Genomic DNA, 11852 nt, shown 5'->3' with positions numbered 1-11852 from the left:
AAAATGAGAGGGTTTTCAGTAGCCCGGCATGCAGATTTTTACAGCATGAAATGTTTTCTATCCTCCACCAAATTCAACCGCGAGGATGCAACTTGCGTCAAATGATTTGCCGGCTAAAATGGCTATGACTTTGATGTCAGCGATTCTTTCTCAAATAGTCGGATCAGTTTTGTTCGGTATCTTCATTTACTTGTCAGAACCTAAGATTCGAACCGCTGCTATTAGTAATTGGCCTTCTTTGTGGACTTGCTATGTTTACAAGCAATGCTTCATTCAGTACGAAAATATTTCTCAGGAGATTAAATGAAAAATGCCAGAAATGAAAATCATGTTCAACAGGCAGAGTAAATATATAATTTTTCTTCTGGCGGTTTATGTTGTTGGATGGGGACTTACGAGTTATCAAGCCGTTTTTGCTGGGCTTATACTGGGTACGGGTTTGAGTTTATACAATTTATGGCTGATCAATCAGAAAATGAAAAAGTTCAGTCAGGCGCTCGATGAAGGAAAGAAAACTAAATCTCTTGGGACGATGACTCGAATGGCATCCGCAGGTCTAGCGGTACTCATTGCATTGGAATTTCCGGAGCATTTTCATCTGATAAGTGTTGTATGGGGATTAATGACAGCTTATATTGTCATTTTTATAGATTTTTTCATCCAATTAATACGTCGATAGCGGGGAAGAGAGGTGAATATAGTTGAATCATGAAGCACCCTTACAAGAATTTATGGGTCTTACCTTTAACTTGAGTAACGTCCTAATGATTACAGTTGCCAGCCTAGTTGTGTTCATACTTGCTGTGCTTGGTACACGTAAGCTTGCAATGAAGCCAACTGGCATGCAGAATTTCATGGAATGGATTATGGATTTCGTTAAGGGTATTATTAATAGTAACATGGACTGGAGAACAGGTGGTCAGTTTCAACTGCTTGGTATGACTTTGCTGATGTACATTTTTGTGTCCAATATGCTAGGTCTTCCGTTTGCAATTAGTTACGATGGTGTGCTTTGGTGGAAATCACCAACAGCCGACCCAGTTATCACATTGACTCTTGCAGTCATGGTTTTAGGTTTAACGCATTATTATGCTATAAAAATGAAAGGCGCCAAGGGTTACTTTAAAGCTTATAAAAACCCAATGACACTTGTAGAGGAATTTACAAACTCCTTGACACTTGGTCTGCGTCTATATGGTAACATTTATGCTGGTGAAGTTTTGCTTAGTCTATTAGCGGGATCTCTAGCATTTAGTGGAGCTGCCGGATTTATTGGTGCAATTGTGCCTACATTAGTATGGCAAGGCTATAGTATTTTCGTCGGTAGTATCCAAGCGTTTATCTTTGTCACGTTAACAATGGTTTATCTGTCTCATAAAGTCAGTGACGACCATTAATTATAAGTTCATTTAGAACTAAAAAAATAATAAATTTTGATACAATCTAAGGAGGATATTTATAATGACAGGTTCAGTAGGTCTTCTTGCAGCAGCAATTGCAATTGGTTTAGCAGCACTAGGTGCAGGTATTGGTAATGGTCTTATCGTTTCAAGAACAGTAGAAGGTATCGCTCGTCAACCAGAAGCTCGCGGTATGCTTCAAACAACAATGTTCATCGGGGTAGGTTTAGTTGAGGCGATGCCTATCATCGCGGTAGTAATTGCGTTTATGGTATATGGTGGTTAATAGAACCTTCAAAAAGTTCAAAAATGGCGAAGTTCGTTCCATGTGAACCTTCGCCTTTCCTTTATGTCCACAATCCTGTTTTTATACAGTTTAAGAGCATAGTTTTCTAAAGTTCATATATAATGAACGCTTTAAGAAGTGAAACTCGTGAAGGGAGTGAACCAAGCGTGTTAACAAGCAGCTTTGTACTTGGGTCAACGTCTCATGGCTTTAATGGCGGAGACATGTTATACCAATTAGTAATGTTTATCATTTTGTTAGCGTTGCTGAAGAAATTTGCATGGGGTCCTCTAATGGGCATCATGACTCAACGTGAAGAACATGTTGCAAATGAAATTCAAGCAGCTGAAGCTAGCAGACAAGAAGCACTTAAATATTTAGAAGAACAACGTGAAATCGTAAAACAATCTCGCACTGAAGCGGGACAACTTATAGAAAACGCGAAACTTCAAGGTGAAGCACAGCGTGAAGAAATCGTGAATCAAGCACGTCTTGAAGCAGAACGCGTCAAAGAAACAGCTAAGCGCGAAATCGTACAGGAAAAAGAAAAAGCCATTACGGCATTACGCGAGCAAGTGGCATCTTTATCCGTACTTATTGCTTCTAAAGTAATAGAAAAAGAATTATCCGAAGCAGATCAAGAGCAATTGATTAATGACTACATTCAAGAGGCAGGAGAAGGGAAATGAGCGATATAACAGTAGCAAAGCGTTATGCCGTTGCCCTTTTCCAAATTGCGAAAGAGCAAAATCTCATTAACCAACTTGAAGAAGAGCTTCGCATAGTGAATGAAGTTTTTACAAAAGATAATGAGCTATTAAGCTTTCTGGCTCATCCTAAAATGACTAAAGATGCAAAAGCCGCTTTGATTGCAAATGCATTTGCAAGCCTTTCTTCTTCCGTTCAAAACACTGTGATGTTAATGGTGGAGCGTCATCGTACAGATGAGGTGACAGCAATGGCACAAGAGTTCATTGAACTTGCGAATGAAGAAAACTCAGTAGCTGATGCAACGGTCTATACAGTACGTCCATTGACTGAAACGGAAGTGGAAGCTGTGTCTTCATCTTTTGCAGCGAAAATAGGCAAAAGAAATTTACGCATTACTAATATTACGGATAGCAATATCCTTGGCGGCATCAAATTACAAATCGGTAACCGCATTTATGACGGGACGATTAGCGGTAAGTTAGATCGCCTTAGCAAACAACTATTAGGTTAATATTCACAGATAGGGGTGAAATTCATGAGCATCAAAGCTGAAGAAATCAGTGCGCTGATTAAAAAGCAGATTGAAAACTATCAGTCGGAAATTAAAGTAAGCGATGTTGGTACGGTTATCACTGTTGGTGATGGTATCGCACGCGTTCATGGTTTAGATAATGCAATGTCTGGGGAGCTCTTAGAATTTTCCAATGGTTCAATGGGATTAGCACAAAACCTTGAGCAAAATAACGTGGGTGTTGTTATTCTTGGACCATTCAGAGACATTAAAGAAGGCAGTGAAGTACGCCGTACTGGCCGCATCATGGAAGTGCCAGTTGGAGAAGAATTAATCGGACGTGTCGTGAATCCGCTTGGACAGCCTTTAGATGGCCTAGGCCCGATCGCTACGACAAAAACTCGTCCAATCGAAAGCCCTGCAACAGGTGTAATGGACCGTAAATCGGTACATGAACCTTTACAAACAGGTATTAAAGCAATCGATGCATTAGTTCCAATCGGTCGTGGACAACGTGAGTTGATCATTGGTGACCGTCAAACTGGTAAAACATCAGTTGCGATCGATACAATTCTTAACCAAGCTGACCAAGATATGATCTGTATCTATGTGGCTATCGGTCAAAAAGAATCTACGGTTCGTGGAACTGTTGAAACGCTACGTAAAAATGGTGCTTTGGATTACACAATCGTTGTATCTGCATCAGCTTCTCAACCAGCACCACTTTTATACCTAGCTCCATATGCTGGTGTGACTATGGGTGAAGAGTTCATGTTCGCTGGCAAGCACGTTCTTGTGGTTTACGATGATCTTTCTAAGCAAGCATCTGCATACCGTGAACTTTCCTTGCTACTTCGCCGTCCTCCAGGTCGTGAAGCATTCCCAGGGGATGTATTCTACTTGCACTCCCGTTTACTTGAGCGTGCAGCAAAATTGAATGACACTTTAGGTGCCGGTTCGATCACTGCGCTTCCGTTTGTTGAAACACAAGCAGGCGACATCTCTGCTTACATTCCAACAAACGTAATTTCCATCACTGATGGACAAATCTTCTTGCAATCCGATTTGTTCTTCTCAGGTGTACGTCCTGCGATTAACGCTGGTCTATCCGTATCCCGTGTTGGTGGATCTGCACAAATTAAAGCGATGAAAAAAGTTGCCGGTACATTACGTCTTGACTTGGCTTCATACCGTGAATTGGAGGCATTCTCTCAATTCGGTTCTGATTTGGATGCTGCTACACAAGCAAAACTTAACCGTGGTGCCCGTACAGTTGAAGTCCTTAAGCAAGATCTAAACAAACCGATCAAAGTAGAAAAACAAGTCATGATTTTCTATGCATTGACTAAAGGTCATTTAGATGATATTCCAGTATCGGATATCCTTCGTTTTGAAGAAGAGTACTATGTGTTCCTAGATCGTTCTCATCCGGAATTATTAGATCACATTCGCACAACAAAAGGTCTTCCTGAAGACGCTGCTATCGTTGCTGCAATTAACGAATTCAAAAAGAACTTCGTTATTTCTGAATAATAAGGTCTAACTAATTTATAAAGGGTGGTGAGAATGAATGGCCTCTTTACGCGATATTAAGTCTCGGATTACTTCAACGAAAAAGACGAGTCAAATTACAAAAGCGATGCAGATGGTATCTGCTTCTAAAATGAACCGTGCAGAAGCTAATGCTAAAGCATATGTTCCATATATGGAAAAAATTCAAGAAGTGGTATCTAGTATTGCGAACGGAAGCACGGATGCATCTCATCCAATGCTTACTTCACGTCCAGTTAAGAAAACCGGTTACTTGGTAATCACATCGGACCGTGGATTGGCTGGGGCTTACAATAGTAGCATCCTTCGCCACGTTCATAAAACTATTCTTGAACGCCATAAATCCAATGATGAGTTCGTCATTATCGCAATCGGAAGGGTTGGCCGTGATTTCTTTGTCAGCCGTAACATGCACGTAGAGCTTGAAGTAATTGGGGTTCCTGATCAGCCGTCTTTCGCTGACATTAGCTCCCTTGCAAAATCGACAGTGAATTTATATCTGAATGAGCTGTGTGATGAGCTTTATATGTACTATAACCATTATGTCAGCCCAATCCAGCAGGATGTAACGGAAAAGCAAGTCCTTCCGTTAGCTGACTTCAATACTTCCAATGCAACATTGACTTCTTATGAATTTGAACCGAATGCAGAAGAAATTCTTGAGGTATTACTGCCTCAATACGCAGAAAGTTTGATTTATGGTGCTTTATTAGATGGTAAAGCAAGTGAGCACTCTGCACGTATGACTGCAATGAAAAATGCGACCGATAATGCAAAAGAGTTGATCGACTCACTTTCATTACAATATAACCGTGCACGTCAGGCAGCGATCACTCAAGAAATTACAGAGATTGTCGGCGGTGCAGCAGCTTTAGAATAAAATCATTAAAGGGGCGGTCGGCCCGGACGAAGCTTGGCCGTTCCATAAACTCGATAGTCGTTATAAGCAACGTTAGGAGGGAAAACGATGAATATAGGACGCGTTACTCAAGTTATGGGTCCGGTTGTTGACGTGAAATTCGAAGACGGACAACTTCCTAAGATCTATAACGCGTTAAGAATCGAAAATACAGCGTCTGGTACAGGACTAACTCTTGAAGTGGCCCTTCAACTAGGTGATAATACAGTTCGTACTGTAGCAATGTCTTCCACTGATGGTTTAACTCGTGGTGCAGAGACTGTTGATACAGGAGCTCCAATTTCAGTACCTGTAGGTGAAGTTACTCTAGGTCGTGTTTTCAACGTATTAGGGGAAAACATTGACCTATTTGAACCACTTACAGCAGAGGTGCGTCGTGATCCAATTCACAGACAAGCACCAACTTTCGAGGAATTATCAACATCAGTTGAAATTCTTGAAACGGGTATTAAAGTAGTAGATTTACTTGCACCTTACATCAAAGGTGGTAAGATCGGTCTCTTCGGTGGAGCCGGTGTTGGTAAAACTGTACTTATTCAAGAACTTATCAATAACATCGCACAAGAGCACGGCGGTATCTCGGTATTCGCTGGTGTAGGTGAGCGTACTCGTGAAGGGAATGACCTTTTCTACGAGATGACTGATTCTGGTGTTATTAAGAAAACGGCGATGGTATTCGGACAAATGAACGAGCCACCAGGTGCACGTATGCGTGTTGCCCTAAGCGGTTTGACAATGGCTGAATATTTCCGTGACGAACAAGGACAAGATGTTCTTTTCTTCATCGATAACATCTTCCGTTTCACACAAGCAGGTTCTGAGGTTTCCGCCCTACTAGGACGTATGCCTTCAGCGGTTGGTTACCAACCAACGCTTGCTACTGAAATGGGTCAATTACAAGAACGTATCACTTCAACAAATAAAGGTTCTGTTACATCCATTCAAGCGATCTATGTACCTGCCGATGACTATACGGATCCGGCTCCAGCTACAACTTTCGCTCACTTGGATGCTACAACTAACCTTGAGCGTAAGCTTTCTGAAATGGGTATTTACCCTGCAGTTGATCCATTGGCGTCTTCTTCTCGTGCCCTTAGCCCAGAAGTCGTTGGCGCTGAGCACTATAAAGTTGCTCGTCAAGTGCAATCAACTTTACAGAAATATAAAGAACTTCAAGATATTATTGCCATCTTGGGTATGGACGAACTAAGCGAAGACGAAAAAGTAATCGTTGCCCGTGCTCGTAGAATTCAAAACTTCTTGTCACAAAACTTCCACGTGGCTGAACAATTCACTGGTCAAAAAGGATCTTATGTACCAGTTAAAGAAACAGTCCAAGGATTCAAAGATATCCTAGCTGGAAAATATGACGAACTTCCTGAAGATGCTTTCCGTCTAGTTGGCCGCATCGAAGAAGTTATTGCTAAAGCAAAAGAAATGGCTTAATTAAAGGGACCTAGGAGGGAATGAAATGAAGACCATTAAAGTCAATGTTGTTACTCCCGATGGCCCAGTATATGATGCAGAAGTTGAAATGGTAAGCACTAAAGCTAAAAGCGGTGAGCTGGGAATCATGGCTGGACACGTTCCAACTGTAGCCCCGCTTACCATTGGTGCTGTCCGTCTTAAAAATGGAAGCAACACAGACTATGTAGCTGTAAATGGTGGCTTCTTAGAAGTTCGCCCTGATGTGGTAACCATTTTGGCTCAATCTGCTGAAAGAGCTGAAACTATCGATCTTGCACGTGCTCAAGCAGCAAAAGCCCGTGCTGAACAAAGATTGCAGAACAATGATGGATCAAATGATGCCAAAAGAGCTAATTTAGCGCTTAAACGTGCCATCAACCGAATCCAAATTGCAGAAATGCGATAACTTTAATTGATGAAAACACCTGATCGAGCCATTCGTGGTAAGATTAGGTGTTTTTTTTTACCAAAAGGTTTTTGAGGATAGTAATTTTAATAAAAAAGGTTGTAGGATGAAAAAAAAGTCGAATTATTGAGTAAAGTATTTTCCATTTTAATCCTTAACTCGTCGACATGCTTTTAGCCTAATGTTATAATGTATACGCTTACAATTATTGCTTCATACCCCCTCCTTTCACGTTGCTTCTAAAAGAATGTCACCCTGCATAATATTTAAAAGGTATCCAAAAAGAAGACAAGCAAATCTAAATTGAACCCATTTAACATGATTTATCCATAAAGGGAGATGAACATGGGACAGCTGCATATTTACCAAAATAATTATTTAATTGTATTTGTTTTCCTTTGTCTCGGCATTTTATTGCCTGTGATTGCTTTATTTCTTGGTAGACTGCTAAGGCCTTATAAACCGACAGATATGAAATATACGACTTATGAAAGTGGAATCGAACCTTTTCAGGATTCGAGGGTTCAATTCAATGTCAGGTATTATCTTTTCGGATTGATGTTCGTCATATTTGATGTGGAAACGGTTTTTCTTTACCCATGGGCGGTCGCTTATGATGAACTCGGACTGTTTGCATTGATTGAAATGCTGTTTTTCGTCCTGATCCTTATGCTCGGGCTAATCTACGCTTGGAAAAAGAAGGTGTTAAAGTGGAATTGAAATTGGATGAACTTACCCCCGCAGAAATGGAAGAAATGCGACACAGTATTTTTTTATCCACACTTGAACAAATAAAAGGCTGGGCTAGAAGTAACTCACTCTGGCCAATGACTTTCGGTTTGGCATGCTGTGCAATTGAAATGATGGGTGTCGGCTCATCACATTATGATTTGGACCGATTCGGTTCATTTTTTCGGACATCACCCAGGCAATCGGATGTCATGATTGTTTCAGGAACTGTAACGAAAAAAATGGCTCCAATAATAAGTAGATTATATGAACAAATGCCAGAACCTAAATGGGTAATTGCAATGGGATCCTGTGCAACTGCTGGGGGGCCTTATGTTCACTCATACTCAGTGGTCAAAGGGGTAGATCAAATTGTACCTGTCGATGTATATATACCGGGTTGTCCCCCAAACCCAGCCGCACTTATTTATGGAATCAATAAGTTAAAAGAAAAAATCCGTTACGAGGCGAAAACCGGAAAGCGGGTGATATAGATGAGTGAAAAGGAAGACTTAGCGAAACAGAAGGCAGCGGCAGCGGCCAAGGCGAAGGCTGTAGCTTTGGCCCGAAAACAGGCGAAAGCTGAAAGTGCGGATGCAGAAGATGAAACGGATATTGCGAAGCAAAAGGCAGCGGCAGCTGCCAAAGCGAAGGCTGTAGCTTTGGCCCGAAAGCGGGCGAAAGATGAAGCTGCGGAGAAGCCGGAAGATGAAATGGATATAGCGAAGCAAAAGGCGGCGGCAGCGGCCAAGGCGAAAGCGGCAGCATTGGCCCGAAAGCGGGCGAAAGAAGAAGCTGCGGAGAAGCCGGAAGATGAAATGGATATAGCGAAGCAAAAGGTGGCAGCGGCGGCCAAAGCGAAAGCAGCAGCATTGGCCCGAAAACAGGCGAAAGAGGATGCGACTGAAAAACCGGAAGGCGAAATGGATGTAGCGAAGCAAAAGGCGGCGGCAGCGGCCAAGGCGAAAGCGGCAGCATTGGCCCGAAAACAGGCGAAAGCTGAAAGTGCGGAGAAGCCGGAAGATGAAATGGATATAGCGAAGCAAAAGGCGGCAGCGGCGGCCAAGGCGAAAGCAGCAGCATTGGCCCGAAAACGGTCGAAAGAGGATGCGACTGAAAAACCGGAAGGCGAAATGGATGTAGCGAAGCAAAAGGCAGCGGCAGCGGCCAAGGCGAAGGCAGAAGCGGCGGCCAAAGCGAAAGCTGCTGCTGCTGCAAAGAACAGGACTGCTGTAAAGGAAAGTGAAGAAGTTATCATCCCTAACGAGCTTTCCCCAAATCAGTCAAAACTCGATCAAATTGTTTCTGCTATTGAAAGCCATTTAGGACAAGGGGCATTATTAGAGCACTATATTAATAGATTATCAAAAGATGTACCCACTTTAGTGGCTAATCCGGATACATATTTCTCAATAGCAAAATTTATGCGATACGATGAACAGCTTGACTTTTCGTATTTATCGGAACTTCATGGTACGGATTTTGAATCCCATATGGAAATTTATGTACATTTACATTCATTTAAAATGAACCAATCAGTTGCCTTGAAAGTGAAGCTTGATAGGGAATCTCCCGTTATTCCATCTTTGGTCTCATTATGGTCAGGAGCAAATTGGCCAGAATGTGAGGCATATGATTTATTAGGGATTAACTTTTATGAACACCCTGATCTAAAACGGATTTTACTTGGTGATGATTGGAAAGGGTATCCCCTTAGAAAAGATTATCAGCCTTATGATGTGGAGGTGTAAGCCCAATGTTAAGGACGGAAGAAATGCTTCTCAATGTCGGGCCGCAGCATCCGAGTACACATGGTGTTTTTCGGCTTGTCATCAAGATTGACGGTGAAATTATAAAAGAGGCTACACCTGTTATTGGGTATCTGCATCGCGGTACGGAAAAATTAGCGGAAAATCTGCAATATACACAAATAATCCCATATACCGATCGGCTCGATTATCTAGCGGCAATGACAAATAATTATGTGCTTTGCCATGCTGTTGAGACAATGATGGGGGTGGAGATCCCCGAAAGGGCAGAATATTTGCGGGTTATCGCAATGGAATTGGGCAGAGTTGCAAGCCACCTTGTCTGGTGGGGTACATACTTGCTGGATATAGGTGCGACGAGCCCTTTCCTATACGCCTTTCGAGAACGTGAAATGATCGTTAATTTATTGACTGAATTGTCAGGGGCACGCCTTACATTCAATTATATGCGTGTTGGAGGCGTGAAATGGGATGCTCCTGAAGACTGGATTGCGAAGGTTGCCGAGTTTGTCCCTTATATGAGGGAGCAGCTTACCGGTTACCATGAGCTTGTGACAGGGAATGAAATCTTTGTTAATCGGGTTAAGGGGGTGGGCATCTATACGAAGGAAGAAGCCCTGCAGTATTCGCTTAGCGGTGCCAACTTAAGATGTACAGGTGTGAAATGGGATTTACGAAAAAATGAGCCATATTCCATTTACGACAGGTTCACATTTGATGTTCCTACAAGGGAAGAGGGTGATGCCTTTTCTCGCTATCACTGTAGAATGGAAGAAATCGAGGAATCACTGAAAATCATCGAGCAGGCGGTTGAGCAATTTCCAGAAGGGCCTATCCTCGCTAAGGTCCCTAAAATAATAAAGGTTCCTAAGGGTGAAGCATTTGTCAGAATTGAATCGCCAAGAGGGGAAATAGGCTGTTATATCGCGAGTGAAGGGAAAAAGGAGCCATACCGTTTGAAATTTCGCAGACCTTCATTTTATAATCTGCAAATTCTTCCGAAATTATTGGAAGGGGAAAATATGGCGAACTTGATAACGATATTAGGTGCAATCGATATCGTTTTAGGGGAGGTGGATGGATAAATGATCAAGGACCTTCTCCACTCCGCTCCAAGCCTGCTGAATTTTGGCATTTTTTTTGGTTTGGCAGTCCTGCTCCTGTTCGTCGTATTAGGGTTTGTAACCTATGGAATCCTTTCAGAGCGAAAAATCATGGGATTCATGCAGATGCGTGTCGGCCCAAACCAAATTGGGGGGAAATGGGGTCTCTTGCAGACCGTTGCCGATGTTTTGAAACTTCTGATCAAGGAAGATACGATACCCAAAAAAGCTGATAAGCCGTTATATATTTTAGCTCCGGTAATTGCTTTTGCTCCTGCTTTCATGGTCCTTGCCACCTTGCCGTTCACCGATGCCTTCCAATTTGCGGATATAGGTGTCGGACTGCTTTATTATATGGCAATTTCCGGCATATCGACCATCGGCATCGTCACTGCGGGTTGGGCATCCAATAATAAATATTCTTTGATTGGCGGAATGAGGGCAGCCGCGCAAATGATATCTTATGAAATCCCATTGGTGATGTCACTAGTGGGAATCGTCCTCCTAACAGGCAGTTTAAACTTGAATGATATAGTTGCAGCCCAGGAAAGGGTTTGGTTCATTTTTCTTCAGCCGATTGCGTTCATCGTGTTTTTCATTGCATCGGTTGCCGAGTTGAACAGGGTTCCTTTTGACCTTCCGGAAGCGGAATCCGAACTTGTTGCAGGCTATCATGTTGAATACTCTGGATTTCGCTGGGCCTTCTTTATGTTATCTGAATATGTGTATATGTTTGCAATGGCAACGCTAACCACTGTATTATTTTTAGGGGGATGGAATTCTATTCCGTTTTTGGATTTTATTCCGGCAGCCATCTGGTTCGGTCTGAAGTTCAGTGCCGTATTCTATGTATTGGTCTGGATTCGTGTAACCTTTCCTCGTATAAGGGCCGATCAATTGATGGAATTCGGATGGAAGGTGCTGCTTCCGGTTGCATTGGCTAATATATTTTTGACGGCACTTATAAAAGAATTGATTAACCTTTTTTAGAAACTTAAGC

At 42.3% G+C, this 11852-nt stretch carries 14 protein-coding genes; all 14 read left to right on the top strand.

Annotated elements, in window-relative coordinates; all coding sequences use genetic code 11:
* Positions 1–310 precede the first annotated feature (310 nt).
* The 14 genes from ACWF5P_RS05705 to nuoH all read left to right on the top strand — a co-directional run bounded on the left by ACWF5P_RS05705 (position 311) and on the right by nuoH (position 11842).
* Positions 311–679 carry an ATP synthase subunit I gene (locus ACWF5P_RS05705; RefSeq protein ID WP_101223836.1) on the top strand — a complete coding sequence of 123 codons (369 nt, stop codon included), beginning with the start codon at positions 311–313 and terminating at the stop codon, positions 677–679.
* 22 nt (positions 680–701) lie between these two features.
* On the top strand, positions 702–1397 hold the full coding sequence (gene atpB, locus ACWF5P_RS05700; RefSeq protein WP_137017338.1) for a F0F1 ATP synthase subunit A: 696 nt from the start codon (positions 702–704) through the stop codon (positions 1395–1397).
* A 64-nt stretch (positions 1398–1461) separates the two neighbouring features.
* The gene (gene atpE, locus ACWF5P_RS05695) at positions 1462–1686 is read left to right on the top strand and encodes a F0F1 ATP synthase subunit C (protein WP_048685857.1); all 225 of its coding nucleotides are present in this window, start codon (positions 1462–1464) and stop codon (positions 1684–1686) included.
* Between the two features lie 167 nt (positions 1687–1853).
* A complete protein-coding gene (gene atpF / locus ACWF5P_RS05690) occupies positions 1854–2375 on the top strand; it encodes a F0F1 ATP synthase subunit B (protein ID WP_048685855.1) in 522 nt (173 codons plus the stop codon).
* Entirely contained in the window at positions 2372–2908 is a 537-nt protein-coding gene (locus ACWF5P_RS05685) for a F0F1 ATP synthase subunit delta (RefSeq protein WP_434168145.1), read from the top strand. The genes atpF and ACWF5P_RS05685 overlap by 4 nt, the downstream gene beginning before the upstream one ends.
* A 24-nt stretch (positions 2909–2932) precedes the next feature.
* Positions 2933–4441: a F0F1 ATP synthase subunit alpha gene (atpA, locus tag ACWF5P_RS05680; RefSeq protein WP_048685849.1), complete on the top strand. Its 1509-nt coding sequence runs from the start codon at positions 2933–2935 to the stop codon at positions 4439–4441.
* Positions 4442–4478: 37 nt separating this feature from the next.
* Positions 4479–5339: a F0F1 ATP synthase subunit gamma gene (locus ACWF5P_RS05675; RefSeq protein WP_101223833.1), complete on the top strand. Its 861-nt coding sequence runs from the start codon at positions 4479–4481 to the stop codon at positions 5337–5339.
* Positions 5340–5426: 87 nt separating this feature from the next.
* Entirely contained in the window at positions 5427–6824 is a 1398-nt protein-coding gene (gene atpD, locus ACWF5P_RS05670; protein WP_101223832.1) for a F0F1 ATP synthase subunit beta, read from the top strand.
* 25 nt (positions 6825–6849) lie between these two features.
* The gene (locus ACWF5P_RS05665; RefSeq protein ID WP_048685840.1) at positions 6850–7251 is read left to right on the top strand and encodes a F0F1 ATP synthase subunit epsilon; all 402 of its coding nucleotides are present in this window, start codon (positions 6850–6852) and stop codon (positions 7249–7251) included.
* 345 nt (positions 7252–7596) lie between these two features.
* Positions 7597–7971, top strand: a complete 375-nt coding sequence (locus tag ACWF5P_RS05660; protein ID WP_076368347.1) for an NADH-quinone oxidoreductase subunit A — start codon at positions 7597–7599, stop codon at positions 7969–7971.
* Positions 7972–7997: 26 nt separating this feature from the next.
* Entirely contained in the window at positions 7998–8474 is a 477-nt protein-coding gene (locus tag ACWF5P_RS05655; RefSeq protein ID WP_170946902.1) for a NuoB/complex I 20 kDa subunit family protein, read from the top strand.
* Positions 8475–9731 carry an NADH-quinone oxidoreductase subunit C gene (locus ACWF5P_RS05650; protein WP_452444703.1) on the top strand — a complete coding sequence of 419 codons (1257 nt, stop codon included), beginning with the start codon at positions 8475–8477 and terminating at the stop codon, positions 9729–9731.
* Between the two features lie 5 nt (positions 9732–9736).
* Positions 9737–10834, top strand: a complete 1098-nt coding sequence (locus ACWF5P_RS05645; protein WP_452444702.1) for an NADH-quinone oxidoreductase subunit D — start codon at positions 9737–9739, stop codon at positions 10832–10834.
* Positions 10835–11842 (top strand): NADH-quinone oxidoreductase subunit NuoH, encoded by a 1008-nt coding sequence (gene nuoH / locus ACWF5P_RS05640; RefSeq protein WP_427573438.1) that lies wholly within the window; start codon positions 10835–10837, stop codon positions 11840–11842.
* Positions 11843–11852: the final 10 nt, after the last annotated feature.

It is taken from the genome of Peribacillus sp. NPDC055009 (assembly GCF_053608705.1).
Note: the sequence above shows the minus strand (reverse complement) of the source record. Positions and strands in the feature narration are given on the sequence as shown.